The sequence below is a fragment of the Serratia ureilytica genome, from assembly GCF_013375155.1.
Classification (GTDB): Bacteria; Pseudomonadota; Gammaproteobacteria; order Enterobacterales; family Enterobacteriaceae; genus Serratia; species Serratia ureilytica.
Genome location: NZ_JABXOF010000003.1, coordinates 408311 through 433953 on the forward strand (window position 1 = coordinate 408311; position 25643 = coordinate 433953).

At 61.2% G+C, this 25643-nt stretch carries 10 protein-coding genes and 2 pseudogenes; 4 read left to right on the top strand and 8 right to left on the bottom strand.

Going from position 1 to position 25643, the window contains the following annotated elements; all coding sequences use genetic code 11:
• Nucleotides 1-64: 64 nt before the first annotated feature.
• Nucleotides 65-1234, bottom strand: a complete 1170-nt coding sequence (gene dacD, locus HWW83_RS08445; protein WP_176589206.1) for a serine-type D-Ala-D-Ala carboxypeptidase DacD — start codon at nt 1232-1234, stop codon at nt 65-67.
• 282 nt (nt 1235-1516) lie between these two features.
• On the opposite strand from dacD, the gene HWW83_RS08450 reads away from it, so the two are divergent.
• Nucleotides 1517-3823: an FdhF/YdeP family oxidoreductase gene (locus tag HWW83_RS08450; RefSeq protein WP_033643243.1), complete on the top strand. Its 2307-nt coding sequence runs from the start codon at nt 1517-1519 to the stop codon at nt 3821-3823.
• Nucleotides 3824-3838: 15 nt separating this feature from the next.
• Here the strand turns inward: HWW83_RS08450 and HWW83_RS08455 are convergent, their stop codons facing one another.
• Nucleotides 3839-4693 (bottom strand): LysR family transcriptional regulator, encoded by an 855-nt coding sequence (locus HWW83_RS08455; protein WP_089194821.1) that lies wholly within the window; start codon nt 4691-4693, stop codon nt 3839-3841.
• A gap of 99 nt (nt 4694-4792) precedes the next feature.
• On the opposite strand from HWW83_RS08455, the gene gloA reads away from it, so the two are divergent.
• The gene (gene gloA, locus HWW83_RS08460) at nt 4793-5320 is read left to right on the top strand and encodes a lactoylglutathione lyase (RefSeq protein WP_019452681.1); all 528 of its coding nucleotides are present in this window, start codon (nt 4793-4795) and stop codon (nt 5318-5320) included.
• 186 nt (nt 5321-5506) lie between these two features.
• Nucleotides 5507-7441: an exoribonuclease II gene (locus tag HWW83_RS08465; protein WP_060660652.1), complete on the top strand. Its 1935-nt coding sequence runs from the start codon at nt 5507-5509 to the stop codon at nt 7439-7441.
• A gap of 74 nt (nt 7442-7515) precedes the next feature.
• Here the strand turns inward: HWW83_RS08465 and HWW83_RS08470 are convergent, their stop codons facing one another.
• Both HWW83_RS08470 and HWW83_RS08475 read right to left on the bottom strand, forming a co-directional pair.
• Nucleotides 7516-8826, bottom strand: coding sequence for an MFS transporter (locus HWW83_RS08470; protein ID WP_033643247.1), 1311 nt, complete (start codon nt 8824-8826; stop codon nt 7516-7518).
• 30 nt (nt 8827-8856) lie between these two features.
• Entirely contained in the window at nt 8857-10020 is a 1164-nt protein-coding gene (locus HWW83_RS08475) for a M20 aminoacylase family protein (RefSeq protein ID WP_033643248.1), read from the bottom strand.
• 384 nt (nt 10021-10404) lie between these two features.
• Between HWW83_RS08475 and HWW83_RS08480 the strand changes: the two genes are divergently transcribed.
• Nucleotides 10405-12471, top strand: coding sequence for a carbon starvation CstA family protein (locus tag HWW83_RS08480; RefSeq protein ID WP_046687146.1), 2067 nt, complete (start codon nt 10405-10407; stop codon nt 12469-12471).
• Between the two features lie 84 nt (nt 12472-12555).
• Here HWW83_RS08480 and HWW83_RS08485 read toward each other — a convergent pair.
• The 4 genes and pseudogenes from HWW83_RS08485 to HWW83_RS25685 all read right to left on the bottom strand — a co-directional run.
• Nucleotides 12556-12969, bottom strand: a pseudogene (locus HWW83_RS08485) (hypothetical protein); the annotation flags it as partial.
• A gap of 361 nt (nt 12970-13330) precedes the next feature.
• Nucleotides 13331-14683, bottom strand: a pseudogene (locus HWW83_RS08490) (VENN motif pre-toxin domain-containing protein); the annotation flags it as partial.
• 50 nt (nt 14684-14733) lie between these two features.
• The gene (locus HWW83_RS08495) at nt 14734-15036 is read right to left on the bottom strand and encodes a hypothetical protein (RefSeq protein WP_033640149.1); all 303 of its coding nucleotides are present in this window, start codon (nt 15034-15036) and stop codon (nt 14734-14736) included.
• On the bottom strand, nt 15023-25627 hold the full coding sequence (locus tag HWW83_RS25685; protein WP_255326654.1) for a hemagglutinin repeat-containing protein: 10605 nt from the start codon (nt 25625-25627) through the stop codon (nt 15023-15025). The genes HWW83_RS08495 and HWW83_RS25685 overlap by 14 nt, the downstream gene beginning before the upstream one ends.
• Between the last annotated feature and the right edge of the window lie 16 nt (nt 25628-25643).

Consider the following 25643-nt stretch of genomic DNA (forward strand, 5'->3'; position numbering starts at 1 on the left):
AGCGCGGCTCAATGATCGGCATTCGCACCAGTATACCACCGGGCGCCGTCGCCCGCCCGGTGAGTCAGAGTTTGAGCTTCACGTAATCCGCCAAGCGGGAGAACACCCCGCCCTGCGGCACCGCCCGCAGCGCCACCAGTGGCAGGGTTTTCACCACCTGACCATTGTCGCTGATGCGGATCTCGCCGACGATTTGTCCTTTGTTGATCGGCGCTTCCAGCCGCGCAACGTTGAGCACGTACTGCGCCTTCAGCTTGTCCGCCTCGTTTTTCGGCAGGCTGAGCGACTGGTCCTGCGCGCTGCCGACCGGCAAGCGGTGGCTTTCACCATACCAGATCGGCTCTTCCCCCAGGCTTTGGCCGGCGCTGAACAGGTGTACCGTGCTAAAGTCGCGCAGCCCCCAGCTCAGCAGCTTGCGCGCCTGTTCCTCGCGGCCTTTTGAACTTTTGCCGCCCATCACCACGGCGATCAGACGGCGATCTCCTTCGGTGGCGGAAGCGATGATGTTGAAGCCGGCCGAGGCGGTGTGTCCGGTTTTCAGTCCGTCGACGTGCAGGGTCTTGTCCCACAGCAGGCCGTTGCGGTTCTGCTGCGTGATGCCGTTCCAGGTCAGCGATTTCTCGCTGTACATATGGTATTCCGCCGGCTCGCTCATGATGATGGCGCGCGCAATCACCGCCAGATCGCCGGCGGTGGTGAACTGGCCCGGCGCATCCAGCCCGTGCACCGTTTCAAAATGCGTGTTCTGCAATCCCAGCTGCGCGCTCTTCTCGTTCATCAGCTTGACGAAGTTGGCCTGGCTGCCCGCCACATAGTCCGCCATCGCCACGCAGGCGTCGTTGCCGGAATCGATGATGATGCCGCGGCTGAGATCGCGTACCGTGACCCTGTCACCAGGCTTCAGGAACATCAGCGAGGAGCCTTTGAACACCGGGTTGCCCTGCGCCCAGGCGTCTTTCCCCACGGTGACGACATCGTCGAGGCCAATCTTATGCTCATCGAGCGCATGGTCGATCACCAAACCGGTCATCAGTTTGGTCAGGCTGGCCGGATTGCGCCGCTCGTCGGCATTGCCGGCCGCCAGCACCTGGCCGGTGGTGTAATCCATCAATACGTAAGAGGCGGCGTCTATCGCCGGTGGGGCCATGGTGGAAAAATGGGACGCCGTTTCCGCCGCCTGCGCCGCTAAAGGCAGTAAGATACCGCCGATCACCACTGATACTGAACGCTTCACGCTGTGTTCCTCAGGCCCGCAGGCTAAATAAAATGCCAATATAATCCGCGAGATAGACTGCATGAATTCACTTTCAGGCGAAACCATTACTCTTTTGCAGCGGGTGTCTTTATGCAACCATTTGTTTAGGTCAGCGTCCGCCTGCGATAGATATGCTCTATGCCGCCATTGCCCCATTCGATTAGACGCCTGCCTGCCGCGCCCCTAAACTTGTGACATAAATACGCAAGACGCATAAAAAAGCGTTTACTTTTTAGCTACAACCACCTGCGAAGTGTCACCATGAAATTCAAACCGTCAATCAAGCCTTATACCGGCCCAGCGGGCGGCTGGGGTTCGCTTGAAGCCACCACCCGCTTTGTCCTCGACAGTAAACAAACCCTAAAAAACATGCGCAACCTGATGCGCGTCAACAAGGCGCGCGGCTTCGACTGCCCCGGTTGCGCCTGGGGCGACGACAACCACAGCACCTTCAGCTTCTGTGAAAACGGCGCCAAGGCGGTCAGTTGGGAAGCGACGCGCAGCGCCGTCGAGCCTGAGTTCTTCGCCGCGCACAGCGTCAGCACCCTACAGCAGCAGAGCGACTATTTCCTCGAATATCAGGGGCGCCTCACGCATCCGATGCGCTACAACGCCGAAACCGACCACTATGAGCCTATTCATTGGCCGGACGCGCTGGCGCTGATCGCCAGGCACATCAACGCAATGGACAACCCGAATCAAATCGAGCTGTATACCTCGGGCCGCGCCAGCAACGAAGCGTCGTACCTTTATCAACTGTTCGGCCGCATGCTCGGCACCAGCAATTTCCCCGACTGCTCCAACATGTGTCACGAGGCGAGCGGCGTCGGGCTGAAGCAAAGCATCGGCGTCGGCAAAGGCACCATCCGCATCGATGACTTCGAAAAAGCCGACGCCATCTTCGTGTTCGGTCAAAACCCCGGCACCAACCACCCGCGCATGCTTCACAGCCTGAAAAACGCCGCCCGACGCGGCGCGCGCATCGTCAGTTTCAACACCCTGCGCGAGCGCGGGCTGGAAAGATTCGCCGATCCGCAGGATCCGGTGCAGATGCTGACGCCAAAATCCTCGCCGATCAGTTCCTCCTATTACCAACCGAATCTGGGCGGCGATATGGCGGCGGTGCGCGGCATGGTGAAAGCGCTGCTGGAAACCCACCGCCAGCGGCTGGCCGCCGGTGAACCCGCCCTGTTCGACCTGGCGTTTATCGAACGGCACAGCGTCGGCGTAGAGGCATACCTGGCGCAGGTGGATGCGACCGAGTGGCAGACCATTACCGCGCAGTCGGGCCTGAGCGAGGCGCAATTGCGCCAGGCGGCGGCCACTTACCAGGGCGCCGAGCGGGTGATCTGCACCTGGGCGATGGGCGTGACTCAGCATAAGCACTCGATTGCGACGGTGCGTGAAATCACCAACCTGCAGCTGCTGTTCGGGCAACTGGGCAAACCGGGCGCCGGTCTGTGCCCGGTGCGCGGCCACAGCAACGTCCAGGGCAACCGCACCATGGGGATTGACGAGAAGTCGCCCAAGGCGCTGCTCGACAGCCTGGAACGCCACTTTAACTTTACCGCCAATCGCGCGGTGGGCCACAACACGGTGGAAGCGATCGAAGCGATGTTGCGCGGCGAAGTGAAAGTGCTGATCGCGCTGGGCGGCAATCTGGCCGCCGCGGCGCCGGACACCGAGCGCACCGCCCGCGCCCTGCGCAACTGCGATTTGACGGTACACATCAGCACCAAACTTAACCGCAGCCACCTGGTGACCGGCAAAGACGCGTTGATCCTGCCGACGCTGGGCCGCACCGAATTGGACATGCAGGCCAGCGGCTCGCAGTACATCACGGTCGAAGATTCTTTCAGCATGGTTCACGCTTCGGAAGGCATCGGCAAACCGCTGGCGGATACCCAACGTTCGGAAACGGCGATCGTCTGCGGCATCGCCGACGCGGTGCTGGGCACGCAGCAGTTGGACTGGCTGGAGTTGGCCGACGACTACTCGCTGATCCGCGATCATATCGCCGCCACCATTCCCGGCTTTGAGGATTTCAACCGTCGCTGCGAGCAGCCCGGCGGATTCTACCTGGGCAATGCCGCCGCCGAACTGCGCTTTGCCACGCCGAGCGGCAAGGCGGAATTCAGCGCCGCCGCGCTGCCGGCGACCCTGTTCCCGCAACTGGGCGACGTGCAAGCGCCGTTTACCCTGCAAACGCTGCGCTCGCACGATCAGTACAACACCACCATCTATGGCCTGGATGACCGCTACCGCGGCGTTTACGGCCAGCGCGAAGTGTTGTTCATCCATCCGGAAGATCTGGCGGCGCTGGGCCTGCAGGATGGCGAACGGGTTGAGATAGAGACTCTGTGGAACGATGGCGTGGTGCGTAAAGTGGACGGATTCAAGCTGGTGAGTTACGACATTCCGCGTGGCAACCTGGCGGCCTACTACCCGGAAACCAACCCGCTGGTGCCGCTGGCCAGCTTCGGCGACGGCACCGGCACCCCGACCTCGAAGTCGATCCCGGTGGCGATTCGCCGCAGCGAACAGCACCCCTCGCTGCGCATTGCCTGAAAACGCGCGCCCGGTTCACGCCGGGCGCTTCAATATCGCCAGGATGGTCTGTAATTCGTCGGACAGCTGATGCCGTCGCCAGACGAAGTACAGATCGCTCACGCCCTCCTCGCCCATTTCCACCACCTTCAGCCCCGGAGCGGGCAAAATCTGCGGCAGCAAAGAACCCGGCACGCAGGCGACGCCGCAACCTGCCTGCACGCAGGCCGCCATCGCGGCATAAGACTCCATTTCCAGCGTCATGCGCGGTTTCAGCCCGCGCGAGGCCAGCCAGTGATCCACCTTCAGGCGGAACGAGCATTCTCGGCTGAACGTGTAAAATTCCAGCGCCGCCAGCGTGGCGGCATCGGGCTGCCCGGCATCGGCCGGCATCAGCATCACCAGCCGTTCGTCAAACGCCTTTTGGCTGGCCAGCAACGGATGTTCAATCGGGCCGTCGGTGATCGCCAGATCGAGGGCACTGTCGATCAGCATGCGCTCCAGCACCAATGAATCGCGGCTGAGCACGTTGATCTGCAGATGGGGTTGTAAACGGCGCAGCCGGGCGATGCGCGCCGGCAAATGGCTGACCAGCGAGAAATCCAGCGCCCCAAGGTTCAGCAGCCCATGCTGATGTTCTCCGGCGAACAGCTGCTTACTGCGCTCCGCCTGCGCCACGATGTCGCGCGCCTGTTGGTAGAACAGCCGGCCTTTGGGATTGACGTACAGCCGGTTTTTATCGCGGAAAAACAGCTCGCCGCCCAACGTCTCTTCCAGCTCGCGCAGCCGCAGCGTGACGTTGGAAGGCACGCAGTGCAGCTCACGGGCGGCGGCGGCGATGGTTTTGTGTTCCACCACGGTGCAGAAAAACTTCAGCTGGCTCAGCTTCATCTATCATTCACTTTTAGTTAGTGTTTTAGTTAAAAACAATCACTTTAGATTAGCATCGATTTCACCTACAGTCTGTCGACACCCTGAGGAGGATCACTGATGCCACTGAATGATTTACTGACGCTGCCCGGCGTGGCGGCCCAACCGGACGCGGTAACCGACGGTTACGTGTTCAACCACACCATGATCCGCGTGAAAGACCTGACCAAAGCGCTGGATTTCTACACTCGCGTACTGGGTTTTACCCCGGTCTATCTGGAAGAATTCAAAGAGGCCGCCTTCACCATCTGCTACCTGACGCGCAGCCCGCGCGAGCAGATCCCACAGGATGACGACGAACGCAAACGCTGGGCGCTGAGCCAACCGGGCATTCTCGAGCTGACCCATAACCACGGCACCGAAAATCAGGCGGATTTCCATTACCACAACGGCAACGGCGAGCCGCGCGGCTTTGGCCACCTGTGCGTCACGGTGCCGGACGTGCGCGCCGCCTGCGAGCGTTTTGAGCGCCTGGGCGTCACCTTCCAGAAACGCCTGCATGAAGGCCGCATGAACTACGTCGCGTTCATTCGCGATCCGGACGATTACTGGATTGAAATCCTGCAGCCGACGCCGCTGCAGGACTGATTGCCCCCCTCCTTCACCCCGGCCTGCGCGCCGGGGTTTTTCATCGTTCGCCCTTCGATTGACCAATCTTGCGCAAAATCGCGCGGCAACGCGGGGTTCCGTGACGTTAGGCTTGCTCGCAGCGGGTGATTCGCGTAAAACTGTCAGCCGCAAATCTTGCCACTCACAACCCATTCACTGGACGATATGTTTCAAGATAACCCGCTGCTGGCGCAGCTAAAACAGCAACTTCACTCTCAGACCCCGCGCGTTGAAGGCGTAGTGAAAGGGACTGAGAAAGGCTTTGGCTTTCTTGAAGTAGACGGTCAAAAAAGCTACTTCATTCCGCCGCCGTACATGAAGAAAGTCATGCACGGGGATCGCATTATCGCCACCCTGCACACCGAGAAAGAGCGCGAAATCGCCGAGCCGGAAACCTTGGTCGAGCCATTCCTGTCGCGCTTTGTCGGCCGCGTGCAAAAGCGCGACGATCGTCTGTCCATCGTGCCCGATCATCCGTTGCTGAAAGACGCGATTCCGTGCCGCCCGGTGCGTGAACTGATCCACAACTTCCAGGCCGGCGACTGGGCGGTGGCGGAAATGCGCCGCCATCCGCTGAAAGGCGATCGCGGCTTCAACGCCGACCTGACCCAGTTTATCACCGACGGTGAAGACCATTTCGCCCCGTGGTGGGTGACGCTGGCGCGTCACAACCTGGAAAAAGAGGCGCCGGAGATGCAGGCCCTCAGCGAGCCGGACGCTGCGCTGGTGCGTGAAGATCTGACCGCGCTCGAATTCGTCACCATCGACAGCGCCAGCACCGAAGACATGGACGATGCGCTGTACGTGACCGACAACGGTGACGGTTCGCTGCAGTTGACCATCGCCATCGCCGATCCTACTGCCTACGTAGAACAAGGCAGCAAGCTGGACGATATCGCCCGCGTGCGCGCCTTCACCAACTATCTGCCGGGCTTCAACATCCCGATGCTGCCGCGCGATCTGTCGGACAACCTGTGCTCGCTGCGCCCTAACGAGCGCCGTCAGGTGCTGGCTTGCCGCGTGACCATCGCCGCCGACGGCGCGCTGGGCGAAGATATTCAGTTCTTCGCCGCCGAGATCGAATCCAAAGCCAAACTGGTGTACGACGAAGTCTCCGACTGGCTGGACGGCATTACCGGCTGGCAACCGCCGAGCGACGCCATCGCGCAACAGATCACCCTGCTGAAACGCGTTTGCGACGCGCGCAACGCCTGGCGCCACCAGCATGCGCTGGTATTCAAAGATCGCCCGGACTACCGCTTCGTGTTGGGTGAAAAAGGCGATGTGCTGGAGATCGTTACCGAGCAGCGCCGCAGCGCCAACCGCATCGTTGAAGAGTGCATGATCGCCGCCAACGTCTGCGCCGCCATCGTGCTGCGCGATCGCCTGGGCTTCGGCGTGTACAACGTGCACACCGGTTTCGATCCTGCGCTGGTTGAGCAAGCGGTCACCGTACTGCAGGCCAACGGCGTCGAAGCCGAAGCCGAGAAGCTGCTGACCCTCGACGGTTTCTGCGAACTGCGCCGCCACCTGGATGCGCAGCCGACCCAGTTCCTCGACAGCCGCATCCGCCGCTTCCAGACCTTCGCCGAGATCAGCACTACGCCGGGGCCACACTTCGGTCTGGGGCTGGAGGCTTACGCCACCTGGACATCGCCGATCCGTAAATACGGCGATATGGTCAACCACCGCCTGCTGAAGGCGATCATCAACCAGCAGCCGGCGGAAAAACCGCAGGATGACGTGACGGTGCAGCTGGCGGAACGCCGCCGCCTGAACCGCATGGCGGAACGCGACGTCGGCGACTGGCTGTACGCCCGCTTCCTGCAGGACAAGGCCGGTACCGATACCCGCTTCAACGCCGAGATCATCGACGTGACACGCGGCGGCCTGCGCGTGCGCCTGCTGGACAACGGCGCGGTTGCCTTCATCCCGGCGCCGTTTATTCACGCGGTGCGTGACGAGATGCAGTGCAGCCAGGAAACCGGCACCGTGCAGATCAAAGGCGAAGTAGTTTATCGCCAAAGCGATACCTTGCAGGTCACCATCGCCGAAGTGCGCATGGAAACCCGCAGCGTGATCGCCCGGCCGGCGGCCTGAACGCCAGCCTGAAACGGTAGCGACGCCAAACGCCGACGGTGAAAACCGCCGGCGTTTTTTTTCGTCCGCGCTCGCTAACGCAATGGGTTACCGCCGGTTTCACGCAGCAATGGCAGCACCGCCAACGAAGCCAGCGTCGCCAGCATCAGGTAGACGGCGGGCGCCAGCAGCGAGCCGCTCAACGCGATCGACTGCGAGGCGATATATTGGGCGAAGCCGCCGAAAATCGCCACGCCGAGGCTGTAGACCAACGCAAACCCCAATGCGCGAATGCGCTGCGGAAACAGCTCCGAAATCATCAGCATGGTCGGCACCGAGCCGAGCGTGGTCAATCCGACCAATATCGCGACAATCAGCAGCAGCACCGCCGGATGCGGCGCGGCGCTCAGCCACCAAAACGCCGGCAAGGCCACGATCAAGATAGCGATGCGCGAGCCTCGGATCAGTGGCAAGCGGCCATAGCGATCGCACCAGTGCCCGACCAACAGGCTGCCGCCGAAGGTCACCAGCCCCGCCAGCAGCATCGCGGCATAGCCGTAGGCCTGCGGCATGCCTAAGTATTTCACCGCGTAAGTGCCGAGATAATACATCGAGATGTAAGTGGCGACGGTGGCACCAATGGTCAGCATCACGCCGAGCACCACCGCTCGCGAGTGCCGTCGCAGCTGCGCTGGCGGTTCATGAGCCCGCGACACCGGCGGCCGGTCGCTTTCCAATCCGAGACGCAGCCAGCAACCGAGCGGCGCCAGCGCCACGCCGATAAAGAACGGAATGCGCCATCCCCACTCGGCCATGGCGTTCGGCTCGCCGGAGATCGCCGGCAACGCCGCGCTGAGCGCCAGCGCGGTGACGCCGCCGACCACGGTGGCGATGCCCTGCGTCGCCAGCGACCAACTGGAATAGAAGCCTCGCCGGTTAGGTGGCGCCGACTCCACCAGCAACGACATCGATGCGCCCACCTCGCCCCCCGCCGCCACGCCCTGGATCAAACGCGCCGCCACCAGCGTGACGGTTCCCCAATAACCGGCGCTGGCGTAGGTCGGCGCAAAGCCGATCATCGCCGTGCCGAGGCTCATCAGTGAAATCGTCAGGATCATCGCCGGCTTGCGGCCATGGCGATCGGCATAGGCGCCGATCAGAATGCCGCCCAGCGGCCGCATGAAAAAACTGACGCCAAACGTGGCGAACGCCAACAGCAACGCCAAATTGGGATCGCTCGAGGGGGGAAAAAACAATACGCTGATATAAATAACGAAGAAGTTATAGATACCGAAATCGAAAAACTCCAGCGCATTGCCGAAGGAGGCGGCAAATATCACTTTCTTGCCGCCTACCCTCGCGGGCGCGTTTATTGTTGGTTGCGTCGCCGCCGTATTTTCACTCATCATTATCTTCCCTGTTATTATTCTTCGAATTTATTTTAAATACGCTTCCGCCAACGCTCCCCAATACTGGCTGCCGGCCGCCAGACACCCATCGTTAAAGTCATATCCCGGGTTATGCACCATGCAGCTTCCTTCGCCGTCACCGTTACCGATGATCAGGTAGCAGCCTTGCGGATGCGCATCGAGCATAAAGGCGAAGTCTTCGCTGCCCATCAGCGGCCTGGCGCCGTAGTGCGCGCGGGCGGCGCCGAACTGCTGCTGCGCCACGCGGTGGGCGAAACGGGTCATCGCTTCGTCGTTGACCAACACCGGCGTGCCGTTAACGTGTTCCACCGTCGCGTGGGCGCCGAAGCTTGCCGCCTGCGCTTCGATCAGCGCCGGAATGCGCGCCAGCAGCGTAGCGCGCGCCTGGCGATCCAGCGAGCGTACGCTGAGCTTCATCTCCGCGCTATCCGGGATCACGTTGGCCGCCTCGCCGGCCTTGATGCTGCCAACGGTGATCACCGCCGCCTCCAGCGGATCGATATTGCGCGAAACGATGCTCTGCAGCGCGACGGTGATATGCGAGGCCACCAGCACCGGATCGACCGCCAGCTGCGGGATGGCGCCGTGGCCGCCGCGCCCCTGCACCCGCACGTTGAACTGATCCATCGAGGCCATGAACGGGCCGTGCTGGAAGAAGAACTCGCCGAGCGGCATCCCCGGCATGTTGTGCATGGCGAAGATGGCATCGCAGGGGAAGCGTTCGAACAGCCCCTGTTCCACCATGCGCGCGCCGCCGTTCAGCATCTCTTCCGCCGGTTGGAAAATCAGGTGCAGCGTGCCGTTGAAGTTGCGCGTTTGCGCCAGGTAGCGGGCGGCGCCGAGCAGCATAGTAGTATGGCCGTCATGGCCGCAGGCGTGCATGCGGTTGGCCACGCTGCTGCTCCAGGGTTTGCCGTTGTTTTCCTCGATCGGCAAGGCGTCCATATCGGCGCGCAGTCCGAGGCGTTTAACGCCGTCGCCCACCCGCAGCGTCCCCACCACGCCGGTGCCCGCCAATCCGCGGTGTACCTCATAGCCCCACGAGCTTAGATAATCCGCCACCAGATCGCTGGTGCGAAATTCTTCAAAACCCAACTCGGGATGCTGGTGAATATCATGCCGGATGGCCGTAAGCTGCGGTAAATACCCTTCAATGACTTTATTTATCATAATTAAATTCCTTTCGTAGCTTTATTATTTATTTAATGAATGAATAAAAGTGCGAATTGAAATAAAGGTATAACACGGCATGAGTAATTTTATTTCGGCGCGCCTCGCCAGATAAAATAATAGGCCGCCAGACGCCGTGCTCTGATAAAAAACGGCGATGATTCGCTGTATGCGAAGTGAAAGTGCAGAATGAACTTCTGCCGGGAAGCGCATGGGCCGCAGCCTGCGCCAGCGGTGTTTCATCACGTTGTTTTTACACTAAAACCCCACCTGCTTCACATTTCTCATCCGACCTGCCACGGTTCGGCGGCAAAACTTCTACTGTTAAAACGTCATTCCTAATAACAACGTCGATTTTACCTCTGCACGCCAAGGAGTTATTTCATGAGAAACATCAGGTCCGGACTTATCTGGCTGCTGGTGGCGTTGGTCGGCGCCTTCGCCTTCGCCATGCTGGCGCTCAGCCGCGGCGAGCACGTCAACGCCGTCTGGCTGGTGGTCGCCGCCGTCGCCTGCTACAGCATCGCCTACCGCTTCTACAGCCGGTTCATCGCCGACAAGGTCTTTGAACTGGATGACCGCCGTCTGACCCCGGCCGAACGCCACAACGACGGCCTGGACTACGTGCCCACCAACAAATGGGTGCTGTTCGGCCACCACTTCGCCGCCATCGCCGGCGCCGGGCCGCTGGTGGGGCCGATCCTGGCCGCGCAGATGGGCTTCCTGCCGGGAACCATCTGGATCCTGGTCGGCGTTATGTTGGCCGGCGCGGTGCAGGATTTTCTGGTGCTGTTCATCTCCACGCGCCGCGACGGGCGTTCACTGGGGGAAATGGCCAAGCAAGAGCTGGGGGCGTTCGCCGGGGTGATCACCATGCTCGGTGCGCTGGGGGTGATGATCATCATCCTGTCGGCGCTGGCGTTGGTGGTAGTGAAAGCGTTGGCCGACAGCCCGTGGGGGCTGTTCACCATCGCCGCCACCATCCCGATCGCCCTGTTCATGGGCATCTACATGCGCTTTATCCGGCCGGGCAAGATCGCTGAAATTTCGGTGATTGGCTTCGTGCTGATGCTGCTGGCGATCGTTTACGGCGGCAACGTGGCGCAAGATCCCTATTGGGGACCGTTCTTCACGCTGCACGGCACCACCCTGACCTGGGTGCTGGTGATCTACGGCTTCGTCGCCTCGGTGCTGCCGGTGTGGCTGCTGCTGGCGCCGCGCGATTACCTTTCCACCTTTATGAAAATCGGCGTCATCATCGGCCTGGCCATCGGCATCGTCTTCGCCATGCCGGAGATGAAAATGCCGGCGGTCTCGCGCTTTATCGACGGCAGCGGCCCGGTATTCGCCGGCGCCCTGTTCCCGTTCCTGTTCATCACCATCGCTTGCGGCGCCATTTCCGGCTTCCACGCGCTGGTCTCCAGCGGCACCACGCCGAAGCTGGTGGAGCGCGAAAGCCACATCCGCTTTATCGGTTACGGCGCCATGCTGATGGAATCTTTCGTCGCCATCATGGCGCTTATCTGCGCCTCGGTGCTGGATCCGGGCGTTTACTTCGCCATGAACTCGCCGGCGGCGCTGATCGGCACCACGGTGGAAAATGCTTCGCAGGTGATCAACAGCTGGGGCTTTATCGTCACGCCGGAAACGCTGGCGCTGATCGCCAAAGAGGTGGGCGAGAACGCCATCCTGTCGCGCGCCGGCGGCGCCCCGACCTTCGCCGTGGGCATGGCGCACATCATCAGTGAGGTGTTCAACAGCCGGGCGATGATGGCCTTCTGGTACCACTTCGCCATTCTGTTCGAAGCGCTGTTCATCCTGACCGCCGTCGATGCCGGCACCCGCGCCTGCCGCTTTATGGTGCAGGATCTGGTGGGCGTGGCGGTGCCGCAGCTGGCCAATAACCGCTCCTGGTTCGGCAACCTGGCGGGCACCACGGTGGCGGTGGCCGGTTGGGGTTTCTTCGTGTATCAGGGCGTGGTCGATCCGCTCGGCGGCATCAATACCCTGTGGCCGCTGTTCGGTATCGGCAACCAGATGCTGGCGTCGATGGCGCTGATCCTCGGCACCGTGGTGCTGTTCAAGATGAAAAAGCAGCGCTACGCCTGGGTGACTATTCTGCCGACCGCCTGGCTGTTCGTGACCTCCATGACCGCCGGCTGGCAGAAGATCTTCCACGAAAAACCGAGCATCGGCTTCCTGGCGCAGGCGAAGAAGTTCTCCACCGGCATCGAGCAAGGCACGATCATTGCGCCGGCCAAGTCTCTGAAAGACATGGAAACCATCGTGTTCAGCAACCAGATCAACGCCGCGCTGTGCGGGTTCTTTATGCTGGTGGCGGTGACCATGCTGATCGCCGCCTTCTTCGCGATCCGCCGGGCGCTGCGCGCCGAACAGCCGACGGCGCACGAGGTCGGCGCCGCGCTGAGGGAAGAGGCCGGCCGCAGCTGAGTCTCGCCGTTAGGAGAAACGGCCGGCCTCTCAGCGTACTGTTCAGAGGCCAGCCGTTATTTGTTTGAAGATGTCGCCCCCGAGAATATTGTCTTCACCGACCCGCTTTTTAATTTCCGTCGCCAGGTACGGCGATGCACCGCTCGCCAGCGCGCCCGCCAGATTATTGCCCGCCAGCGCCGTCAGCACCCCCGTTACCGCCTGCGCCGCCTTCTGCAGGTCGCTGCCGGTGCCGTATTGCCGCATCGCGTTGTCGTACGCCTGCTTCATCACCGCCGCATCGTTCGTCGGTTTCCCGCTCTTCTCAAGCTGCTCCCTGGCCTGCGCCAGCGCCGCCGGGTCTTTCTGCGCCTTCAGCCCGGCAATCTCACCCTGCGTGCGGATGACGTCCATTGCCTGGCCGCCAATCTCCCCAATCAACTGCGCCTGCTTCAGCCGGTTCTGTTCCTTCTCCTTGTTGAATATCGGGCTGATGCTGCCATCGTTGGCGTTATCGACAGGTTTTTGTCCGGCGGTGAGCGTGCTGCCTTGCGACTGGCGGCTGGCGGTGCGGGTTTCGTTCTTCGACGACTGACTGCCGTAGGAGGCGCTGATGCCCATCGTGTTGGTGGCACCCTGCGCTGCACCGTTGTGAGCTGGGGACAAACCGGCGGCGGCGTTTTTCGCCTCCGCCGAGGCGGTCAGTACACGTCAGGTTTACCCTTGTCCCCGTTACAACTGATGAATCGCCACGGGTTTAACAGACTGGACTGACCCCACCCCGCTATGACTGCCTGAAGCGCGGCAGGAACTGACCCTTGACGTAAAAATCCCGGCTCAATGGCCTAATGCCGATCAGTTAAGCCTGAGTGGCATTTTTTTATCCAGCCTCTGGGCGTTCTGTGCAGGGGAATTGCCGTAAATGTCCCCCGGCACTTACTTCTAAACGCCCAATAACTGGTTTAGAATTTGCACCTAAATTACCTACAAGATCCAGTGCCTTGTTTCGAGCATTTTCCCAGTTTTTCTCTGGTTTAAGAATTTGTTCGATTTTAGGCTGAGTGCTTCCCTTAGCCTTACTAATTCCCCCAAACGCTGATGCAGCAGCGCTCGCTACAATACCCGCCTGAACCTCATCCAGACCGTACTCTTTCTGGAGTGCTTCCGATACTTTCTGAGTGGCAACAACACCTTCAGCCTGCATCTGCTGCGCAAACGTCGCCGTCAGATCGTAAACCATCTTGATCGGGATATCTTCACCCAGGGCACGATCTATTGCCTGCTTCACTGCCAGACTGTCGGTCAGCACGTCACCGTATTTCTGCTGACAGCTTTCCGGATTGCTGGCGCAGTCGCTGATGAGCTGCTTCTGCTGGGCGGTACTCAGCTCCTCATACTTCTTGATAACGCCGCTGCAGTCACCGCCGCTGGCCTGGCAGGACTTCATTTCAGCAGACCAGTTATCTATCTGTTTGCTGCTCAGATAGTTATTCTCAACCGCATTCTTTCCAGCCTGACCGCCGGTCACCGCTCCCGCAGTATCCCCCGTCGCCAGGCCGCCTGCAAGCCCTGCGGCCAGCTGGCTCAGCGTGCTCACCTGCTGCTTCTCGCTTTCGCTCAGCTGCTGCGCCGTTTTGCCCGGGAACAGCTGCCCGGCAATGTAGCGCGCCGCCAGTTCACCGCCGCCCGCGCCCAACCCGCCTGCCGCAGCTGACTGGTTGTTCAGCTGCGCCGTCACCGCGCCCAGCACCGCGTGCGCCATCGCATTGGCGGCGATGTTATCCTCACCGACCCGTTTCTTGATTTCCGTCGCCAGGTACGGCGAGGCACCACTCGCCAGCGCGCCCGCCAGGTTATTGCCCGCCAGCGCCGTCAACGCGCCCGTCACCGCCTGCGCCGCCTTCTGCAGGTCGCTGCCGGTGCCGTATTGCCGCATCGCGTTGTCGTACGCCTGCTTCATCACCGCCGCATCGTTCGTCGGTTTCCCGCTCTTCTCAAGCTGCTCCCTGGCCTGCGCCAGCGCCGCCGGGTCTTTCTGCGCCTTCAGCCCGGCAATCTCACCCTGCGTGCGGATGACGTCCATTGCCTGGCCGCCAATCTCCCCAATCAACTGCGCCTGCTTCAGCCGGTTCTGCTCCTTCTCCTTGTTGAATATCGGGCTGATGCTGCCGTCGTTGGCATGCTCGGTATCCCGGTTTAGCTGCGCCACATCCTGCTGCTGTTTCCCGGTATTGCCCGGAAACAGCTGAGCGGCATCAGTGCCCTAGCAGAGGCTGTTGATATTTACTTCAGCATCTTCATTAGCTCATTCATTAGTTCGGAAGCATCTTCTTTATAGCTTGATTCCCACTGAGTTTTCCAATCTACTGGGCGTCCTTCATCCTCCCATTCTGATAGAGCAAGTGCATTGATGATTTCCAGTTCAAACCAGATTCTCAGGTAATTATCTCTGCTTTTTTCATCCTCAAATAACTCATTTAATTGAGCCAAATCCTCTGCATAGCTTACGAACTTAGCAAAGCTAACAACGTTATTTAGAGAACTAAACGCACACTCACGAATAGCATCCTTCTTATTTGTCGCCATATTTAACCGTTACCACCCTTCCTGATTCGTTCGTTACCACTGACACTTTGCTTTCAGGATCAAAATGGACTGTTGTTCCGCCGCGGCTAGGAGTCGACTTTCCATTTTTAATTGTATTCTCAACAACAGAAGGAGTTATTCCTCGATCCTGCATCCTATCTAAGGCATGACCTGAATACTCTCGGTTTCCGATTGTACTTGGTTGATTCCTGACGGGTTGATAAGATGGATTACTTGGTTGATTCATCGGATTACGCTTGCTTCCCATAGGGATCGTTGCCGATACCTCATCACTGGCCTTATTAATCAACCTGGACGCTTCAGCGACATCCCCCTTCTTCAGCGCCGCCTCTGCCGCCTTGATCGCCTTACCGGCCGCATCACCAGCACCTGGGATAATCCCTATCGCCGCTACCAGATAATCCAGCGCACTCTGCGCTTCCGCAAAGCTCTTGATATCTCCAACCACCGGTACAAAATCGGCACCTGTCGACAGGATATCTTTCAGCTCTTCCCGGCGCTCAGTATACATCTTCACCGAGCACGCTTCCGCGCTCATTCCGGCACAGTTTTGCTGCTTATAGCGCTCATTTTCAGCGTCGACACGCTCTTCGGCTACCTGCTGAGGTGTCTTACCCTGAGATACAGCGTCAACAACATCACTCAGCGCGTTATTCTCAACCGCATTCTTCCCAGCCTGCCCGCCGGTCACCGCTCCCGCAGTATCCCCCGTCGCCAGGCCGCCTGCAAGCCCTGCGGCCAGCTGGCTCAGCGTGCTCACCTGCTGCTTCTCGCTTTCGCTCAGCTGCTGCGCCGTTTTGCCCGGGAACAGCTGCCCGGCAATGTAGCGCGCCGCCAGTTCACCGCCGCCCGCGCCCAACCCGCCTGCCGCAGCTGACTGGTTGTTCAGCTGCGCCGTCACCGCGCCCAGCACCGCGTGCGCCATCGCATTGGCGGCGATGTTATCCTCACCGACCCGTTTCTTGATTTCCGTCGCCAGGTACGGCGAGGCACCACTCGCCAGCGCGCCCGCCAGATTATTGCCCGCCAGCGCCGTCAGCACCCCCGTTACCGCCTGCGCCGCCTTCTGCAGGTCGCTGCCGGTGCCGTATTGCCGCATCGCGTTGTCGTACGCCTGCTTCATCACCGCCGCATCGTTCGTCGGTTTCCCGCTCTTCTCAAGCTGCTCCCTGGCCTGCGCCAGCGCCGCCGGGTCTTTCTGCGCCTTCAGCCCGGCAATCTCACCCTGCGTGCGGATGACGTCCATTGCCTGGCCGCCAATCTCCCCAATCAACTGCGCCTGCTTCAGCCGGTTCTGTTCCTTCTCCTTGTTGAATATCGGGCTGATGCTGCCATCGTTGGCATGTTCGGTATCCCGGTTTAGCTGCACCACATCCTGCTGCTGTTTGTCTTTGTCGCGAACTATCAGCGTCCCCTCACTGACGCCGGCCTTCGTCGTGCCCTCGGCGTGCCCGCTGTTGTTGGCGCCCGACAGCATGCCGCCGGCCATATTGGTCAGCAGGTCTTTGCCCACCGGCCCGCCGGTGCTGAATGAACCGCCGCTGTGCGTCGCGCTGTAGTCCGCCTGGTTGTGAATGTCCTTCCAGCCCAGCGTGCCGGTATCGAGGCGGTTGTTCTCTTTGTCTGCCGTGCTGGCGATGACGGCGCCGTCGAACTGGGTATGTTCTTTGACCTTGACGTCATACCCGCCTTTGCCCGCAAACAGCCCGGTCTGCTCCTTGACGCTGTCAAAATTACTTTTGAGCTTGTCCTGGTTCGCGCTGATGTAGCCCGAACCGGTCATCGAGCCTAAGGTGAAACTGCCGCCCGCGCTGACATTTTGCTGTTTGGCGTCATAGCGGTCGCTGTCCTGTTCGCTCTGCAGCGTCAGGTCACGGCCCACGTCGACGGTAACCTTTTCGCCGCTGGCCTGCGCGCCGGTAAGCGTGGTGTCTCGGCCGCTGGTCAGGCTGAGATTACTGCCCGCATCCAGGGTGGTTTCGGTATGGGTCAGGCCGTTGCCGTTCTCATGTCCCTTGCCGGCATTGACGCCGGCCGAGACGCTGATGCCATAGCCGCCCGAGCCGGCGCCGATACCGACGCCGACGTTGCCGCCTTTGCTGCTGTTCTTGCCGACGGTGCTTTCGCTGTTCTGCGCCGACTGCAGGGTAATGTCCCGCGCCGCATCCAGTGACAGGTCTTTGCCCGCCTTCAACTGGCTGCCGGTGATGGTGATATCGCCGCTTTGCGCATTGTGGTTCTTGCCGGTCGCCGTTATCGACAGGTTTTGCCCGGCGGTAAGCGTGCTACCCTGCGACTGTCGGCTGTCGGTGCGGGTTTCGCTTTTCGACGACTGACTGCCGTAGGAGGCGCTGATGCCCACCGTATTGGTGGCGCCTTTCCCCGCCTCTGTGTTGAGCTTGTCGAGTTCAACGGCTTGCGCCGCCTGCACGCCGGAAAGCGCCGCCTTGGTGTTTTGCAGCGCGGTCAGGCGCCCGTCGCCTTCTTTTCTTGCCTGTTGCGCCGAGCTGACGGCGGTGTTGAGCGCGCCGCCCGCGGTGCCCGACAACGCCACGCTCAGGCCGCTCTGCTTTTGCTCGAAGGTTTCTTTGCGCGTGCGCCGATCGTAGCCGGGGTCGATAGTCACGCTGTCGCCGGTTAACGCCAGGTCCTTGCCCGCCACCAGGTCGGCGCCGCCAATGTGCAGTTGGTTGCCCGCCGTGATGTTGACGCTGCCCTGGCTGCTGCCGACGGTGCTGACGCTTTGGCTCTGGGTCGTGGCTTTCTCGTCGACTTCGTGTTTGCTCGACTGTTTGCCAATCGTGAAACCGATGCCGCCGCTTCCCAGCAGGCCGCTCTTTTTCTTCTCTTCCAGCAGGTAATGCGTGTCGGTCTCGGTGGCCGCACCGATATCGATATTACGGCCGGCCTGCAGGTTCACGTCCCGATCAGCGGCAATGGCAGAACCGGTGACCGTCAGGTCATTGCCGGCGCTGATGCTGACGCTGTTACCACTCAGCAGTGTACCGTTCTCGCGCGTGGTTCGGTCGTCGGTCACAGTGTGGCTGCTGCTCTTGTTCAGGAAGCCTTTTTTCTCGGAACGTTCCTCGCTGTAGCGCGACTCGCGCTCGGTGGCCGTATTGAGGGTGACATCCTTTTTTGCCTGCAGGGCGATGGCACCCTGGTCACTGTGAAGGGTGCTGCCGGTGACCGTGACATCGCCCTCACGCCCGATAACCGTGACGCCCTGCTGACCGCTGAAGGTGCTGCCGGTGCTGATTTCGCGCTCGGTTTGTTCGATGCGATGGCTTTTGGTTTTGCCCTCGTGTTTGTTTTCGCTGTCCAGATCTTGCGTGCGGCTGCGCGCGTCTTTAATGGTCACGTCTTGCGCGCTGGCGCCAATACGCCCCTCTTTGCTCTCAATCTGCGCGCCTTCCGCCAGCAGTTGGTTACCCGCCACCAGAGTGACGCCCTGATCACCGCCGAGTGCGCTTAATGTCAGGCTCTCTTCCTGGCGGTCGTTGCTTACCGAGGAAGTCCGGCTGTTGGCATCCAGGTGTGTGGTATTGGTGGTGCTTTCGGCCTTGATGTTGATATCGCCGCCGGCCTGCACGCGGGTGCTGCCGCCGGCCTTGGCCTGGCTGCCCATGAACGTGACGTCTCGCCCAGCATTGAGCGTGAGGTTGCCGCCGGCGTTAAGCTCACTCCCCTGAGCCTGTTGCCATTCGCCGCTGACGTGCGCCATCCGGGAGCCTGCCGCTTCCGTGCCGCCGCGGGTACGGTTGCCCATAGAGCCCGAGATAACCTCAAGGTCGGCGGTATGGTTGCTTTTGGCGGCGGTGATGGTCAGGTTGTTGCGCGCGCTCAGGTTGAGCGTATCGGTCGCATCGAGCTTTGCCCCCGTGAGCGTGATATCGGTGCCGCGCAGGCGAATGTCGCCGGCGCTTAGGGTTGCCTGACGCAACGCATCCTGCAGATTGGTGCTCAGGGTCAGACTGTCGGCCTGCACGTCAATGCTGCCGGCCTTGATGTCACCGCCCTGATGCAGGAACTGCCCGGCGTCGACCGTCAGGGCTTTGTCGGCAAACAGGTTGCCGGCATTGGTGATGCTGTTGGCCGAGAGTTGCAGATCGCCACCACCAATCACCGCGCCATCGCCGGTCAGGCGCAGCGTGGTCTGTGCCAGGTACACCTTCGGCACCCATACCGTTTGCGGGCCGCCTTCCGTTTGCACCGTCTCGCTCACCAGCCAGACAATATCCTGCTGCAGCGCCGCAATCTGCTCCGGCGTCAGGGCCACGCCCGGCACCAGATGGAAGTCCTGGGCGACTTTACTGCCGTTGTTCATCAACTGCTGATACTGTTCCATCGCATCCCAGCCCTTGACGGACGGTTTGCCGGTCAGCGCCAGCACCTGCTCGCGCACCAGACGCTGCTCGTAAAAGCCGTCCCCCAGGCGCTTATGGGCCTGCGCGGGGTCATACCCTACGCGTTCGAGCATGTAGTCGCTGCTGATAAAGTTGTCGCGGCGGGTAAAGCGTTCATCGGTCACCACCAGGAACGGGCTGCCGGTCGCCGTAGGTTGACTAAACAAGCCGTTATTGGGGATGGCGGTGGCCACATTGCCCAGATGCTGTAACTGCGTCAGCGCCAGCTCAGACGGCAGCAGCGGGCGCCCCAGCGGCGAAGACGGTGTGGCGCCGGGTTGCGTCATCTGTTCGCCCGGTGCCAGCGTCGTATCGCCGTCAGATCGGGCAGCACCCTCTACCGTGAAGGCCAGCGGATTGTGCTCCAGTTCGGCGCGTTCGGCATCCACGGCGTTTAATGCCGCCTGAAGCTGGCTGATTTGTGCCTGATTGAGCGTGGTATTGGTGATACGGGCCCCGTTAATGGTGACCGTGCCGTTGCCGGAGATAATCCCATCAACGGTCGCCAGCGCCGTGGTCTCGTCTCGATTGAACGTCGGGTACCAGTGATGCGTGTCCTTGTCATAGTGGTCAACGATCACCGCCTGGCGCCGTTCGTTAACCGAGTAACCTCGGTTGTCTACGCTGCCGCCGCCGTCCTGCGTCAGGTTGCCGTTGGCGGTAATGACGCTGGCGTCATTGAGCAATGCTCCCGTGATGCGCAGCACCATGTTGCCGCCCGCCAGAATACGCGCGCCGATACCTTCAGAGACCAGCCTGTCGCGCGTCAGCGTGCCGCTTTCGGTTCGCTCGCGGAAGTTGTTGTAATCGGTGATGAATGGCGCGCTGTCGATGTCGACATGCTTTTCGGGATCCCAGGTCATCACCTGCGTCCAGTCGTGTTCCCAATGGAAGCCGTTTTGATAAGGCGTCGGGATAGTCGCCAGTTGGTTTCCCCCCCGCGTCTCGTAGAACGTCATCGCATAGCTGCCGTCGGCATTCGGCTTGAGCGCCAGGTAGTTGACCCACAGGTCGGTAAGTGTGCCTTTGTTGTCCTTGACCCGCACCTGCGCGCGCTTGCCCGGCGCATCAATGGCCAGCAGGGTGCCGTAGCGGTTGGTTTGCGCCGCCGCGTCATCCTGGAAGGTCAACTGCTGGGTGGTCGGCGCCAGGGTACTTTTGTCGGGGTTGACCTTTGAGCCGTAGGAGCGCCAGTAATAGTTGTAGCGGTGCCATTTGTAGTCACTTTTTTCCGCCTCTCGCTCAATCACGAGCCCTTCACGCAGGTTGTTCAAGCGACGGGCCTCAATGGTGGCGTCCCCGTCCGCTTCGATAAAGCTCGCCCGGTTATCTATCAGGTCGTCGCTGTGCAGGTGCAGGCGGTCGGCGCTGTAAATCAGGGCGCCATCCCGGTTGGTCAGTCGCTCACCGGCCTGCACCGTCAGGCTTTGGGTCGCCGCCATCACCGCAGGCTGACCATGGTTGTCGATGACGCGCCCGCGCACGGTGATAGCGTCCCCCATCAGCGCCGCCGTGTTGTCCAGGGTATCGACGTTCAGCGTCATGCTGTCCGCTTCAATACGCCCGGTGTTTTGCAACGCCCCGGTCGTCAGCTGCAGCGTTTTGCCTACCAGAGACGCCGGATTAGTGATACTGGCCGCATTGAGCACCAGATTGCCCGGCAGCAACCAGTCCGCCAGGTTGGTAAAGGCGCCGCTCAGGGAGAACGTCACCGTGCCGTTACTACTGATCGTTTCGCCGGTCTGATGGGTGTAGTCCTGCTGTGCGGACAGCGTCAACGCCTGCAGCCCCAGCAGGGTACCGTTCTGATTATTCAGGGCACGCGCATGCAAGGTAAGTTGCCCTGAGCTCTCCACGCGGCCGCCCTGGTTAAGCAGCGCCAGCGGCGAGTCGGTACGGGAGAGGGCAGCGTTGATATCGAGATTGCCGTCGGCCAGGATGCGTCCCTGACGGTTGTCCAACTGCGTGACACCCGAGAGGGTCATCTGCCCGCTGCTCTGCAGGCGGCCTGCGGTATTGTCAATGTCACGGGCGGTGATGTCGGTACGCGTGGTACCCAGTATCAGCCCGCCGTCTCGGTTGTTCAGGCGATCGGTCAGCAGTTTGATTGCCCCCTGGCTGCTGAGCGTGCCCTGACCGCTGTTATCGAGTGCTTCGGCCTTGAGCGTCAGGCCCTGGGTCGACACCAGTTGTCCACCCTGGTTGTTGACCTGTGCCCCCTCAAGGGTGAGCGCGTCGCCGCTGTGTAACTTGCCTTGTTGATTGTTAAGCCGGTCGAGTCGGTAGATGCCCGTGCCCTGACTGATGAGCGTGCCGCCGTCGTTGTTCAGCTGCTTTGATGTCACCGTGATGCCGCCACGGCTGCTGAATACGCCGCGCGTATTATTGATACCGGCGGCCGACACCTCTTGACCACCATTGCTGCGCACTGCACCGCCGGTATTTTCCAGCAAGCCAAAAATGCGCAGTGTCACCTGTTGCTGGCCGTCTATCGTCCCGCCGGCGTTATTCAGCGCTTGTGCGTCAAGTTGAAGCGCCTCACCACTCTGCATTTTCCCATCGCGGTTGTTCAGCGCATCGCTCAGCATAAGGCGTTGTTGTTTCTGGCTGTAGAGCAGCCCGCCCTGCGTATTGTCGAGCGAACGGGCGGCGATACTCAGCCCCTCGCCGGCCAGCCACTGACCGCCAGCGTTATTGACGGCGCCGGCGTGTTCGCCGTCTTTGGCACCCGTAACAGCAAGCTGCCCCTGCGCCAAAACCTTGCCGTTGCGATTATCGATATCCTGCTTGATGCGCAGCGCCAGGTCGTGTGCCGACTGTAGTACACCTTTAGCGTTACCCAGCCAGTCAGCCGCAAGCTGTGCGGCCTGCAGGCTCTGTACGCTACCTTCCGTATTGTCAAAACCGCCGCTGTTCGCCTGCCAGCCGCCCTGACTGCCCATCCAGCCCCGGGCGTTGAAAATGTCCTGCGCCTGCAGCATTTGAGACGACTGACTAAAAATCCGCCCCTGGCCGTTATCCAGCTTGCCGGTGAACTGCATGTCCAGGCTGCCCAGCGCGTTGATTGCACCCAGGGCATTGCGCAGACTGGCGGCGCGCACCTCGGTGCGCCCATTGCCGGTAAACGTGCCGCCCCGATTGTCCCAGTCGCCGGTCAGGTTCAAGAAAAGCACCTGCCCACCGAGCACCACACCGGCGGCGCGGTTGGTCAACTGCCCTCCCAGCAGAGACAGATCGCCGCCGCTCTGCAACGAGCCGCCATCATTATCGAACAGGCTGGTCGCACCGCCGTTAACAGCAAGGGCCTGCTGCGCGGTCAGTATACCGGTGCGATTGAGGATATTGCCTGCGGCGTCAAGTGTCAGGTCACCGCCGGACTGCAGATGCCCGCCAGTATTGTCGAGCGACTGCGCGCTGGCGGTGACCTGCCGGCCGCCTTGTGCGGTGCCGCCCTGATTGTCCCAGTCGCCATCGGTCTTGACGGTGAGTCTATTGCCGCCTTCAAGCCAGCCGGCGGTGTTGCTCAGCCCTTGCTTCGCCGTCAGATCCGCATCCTGCCTGGCGACTACCTTGCCCTGAGCGTTATCGAGGCGCTGCGCCGCCAGTGTGAGTGACTCGCCGCTGATTTCGCCCTCGCGGTTCACCAACTCAGCCGCACTGTTCAACACCAGTTGTTGCCCGCCCAGCAGTTTGCCGGCCTCGTTGCGCACGCTCCCTGCCGCTATGTGGGTTTGCCCGCTCCCCGATATCGTGCCACGGCGGTTATTCAACTTACCGTCGGTGCGCAGGGTCAACGTCTGCCCGGCGCCCAGCACCCCCTGCGTATTGTCCACCCCCTGGCGGGCATGCAGGTCAAGCTGCGCTTGGCCAATCACCTTGCCCTGCGTGTTGTCGAGGCGAGCAGACTTCACCGTCAGCACCGCGGCGCTAATTTCGCCGTCGCGGTTGCTGGTGTTACCCGAGGTGGTCAGGGTTGATGCCTGGCCTGACAGCAGCTTGCCGCCGTCGTTGTTGAGGTTCGTTGCCGTTGCCGTGACGGCCGTTTCGCCTTGCGCCGTACCCCCGCGGTTGTCCCAGTCGCCGGTATGGATATCCAACGCCTTGCCGGCACCAATGAGGCCGCGTTGATTATCCAGGCGGCTGGATGTCAGATCGAGATTGCCCTGACCGATGACCTGTCCCTGCGTGTTATCCAACCGCTGCGCCACCAGACGTACGTCATCACCGCTCAGGGTTCCGGACGCGTTATTCAGATCGCTGCCCGCCTCAAGCGTCAGGCCGTTCCCAGCCAGCAGGTTGCCCCCGGCATTATTCACCGCGCCATTAGCATGGAGCGTGAGCCCCGACTGGGTTTTTAACGTGCCCCCCTGATTATCGAGGCGCCCGGCATCGAGACGCAGGTCGCCGTTACTGCCCAGCGTCCCGCCGGTATTGTCGAGCAGGCCGCCGACCTGCCAGTGCTGCGCCGCGCTCCCCAGCGCCACCAGGCGGCCTCGCTGATTGACTAACTGGCTGGCCGAAAGCCGGAGGTTCTGCGCCTCGATGGCACCGTCACTGTTATCCAATGAGCCCGCTAGGGTAAAACGGCTCTCACCATCACCGGTCTGTGACCAGGTCGCCTGTTGGTTGAACAGATTGTCAGCATCTACCGTCCAGCGCCCAGCCTTGACTTTGGCCTGCTGTGCATCCACATTTTCCGTCGTACTCACGGCCAGCTCACCGCTGTCAACGGTGGACTGGCGCAAGGCAACGCCGCCGTCACGTGCCGTCAGCGCGGTACGACCAGTCGCAACCTGTGCGCCGCTGATATCCACCCGGCGTCCGGACACGTTGACGCTCTTTTTACTGAGCAGACCGCCACTGGCGCGGATATCGCCCTGGCTATCGAGCTGCAGATTGGCATCCTGGACCAGCGTGCTGTCGGCATTGCTGCCCGCCAGCAGGTGGCCGCTGCTCTGGATGCCACGCGCGGCGTTCAGGTGCACATCCCCGGCCGCCGCCAGCGTACCGGACTGCGTCAACATTCCCTCGCGACTCTGCGCGGCCAGTTGGCTACCGCTGTACACTTTGCCGTGCGTCTCGATGTCGCCTTTTGCCGCCAGCTGAATATCGCCGTTGGCCTGCGTGGCCGCATCCGGCGCATCAGAGCGCCAGCTGAGCTTGCCTTCGCTGCTGACAGTGAGCGTTTTGCCTGCCTGAACTTGCCCGTTCTGGTTGCGCACGCCAACGCCGGCCTCAGTGCCAATCATGCGGATACTGCCGCTGTACATGCCGCCCATCTGCCCCATGTCGATGGCAAGCTCTGGTCTGGTACTGCCGTCGTCTGAAAGCGGTGTCGCGGTTTTACCGTCCGCACTCACGCGGTTACGACCGGCCACCACCGACATGCCTTCTTTAGCCCAGACGCCGGCGTTGACCTCCACCGCGCGCGCCAGAATATCGACGTACTCGGTATCATGACGGGTATCCCCGTTAAGTCCGCCACCCTCGATGCGCACCACGCCGCGCTCAACCAGGTAACCCGCCAAGCTGCCATCGGCGTTCAGTTGCGGACGGCCTGTGGTCAGCGTCATGCGCCCGGCATTGATGGTGCCGCAGCCGTTGCAGACAATGCCGGCGGGGTTGGCCACAATCACCTGCGCCTTGCCGCCGGCCACTTCCATAAAACCGCGCAACTGGCTGGGATTGTTGCTGTTGACTTCGTTGAGGATGACACGCGCCGGCGCGGAATTGGGATTGAGGTTAGGGTTACCCTGGATCATCCCGGCCATCTGGGTCGAGGTCATCACCGCCGAGTTATTGAGGATGGCGCCTTTGGCGTCGACATCGAACTGCTGATACTGGTTATGTGAGACCCCAGCCTGGTTGGGGGCTGTGATGTTGACCTGCGGCAAGCCGCTCTGGGTATTGATGACCTCCGGCCGCTGGGAAGGATTGGCACCGCCGTCCGCGACAATGCCGTCTGCCATGACGGGGCCGGCGAACATGAGCAGCCCAAGCAGCCACACTGACCGACGCAAGGTGACCCACAGACGACGTCCAGTCGTTATCCCTGAGCCGATGCGCTGGCCCGGTTCGCTGCTGCAGCTGCGAGCCAGTTCGGACACCACCCGCAGTTCCCCGTGAGTGCGGCTGAAGATAAGGCGATAACAATGTTTGTTCATGGGTCACATCCGTGAG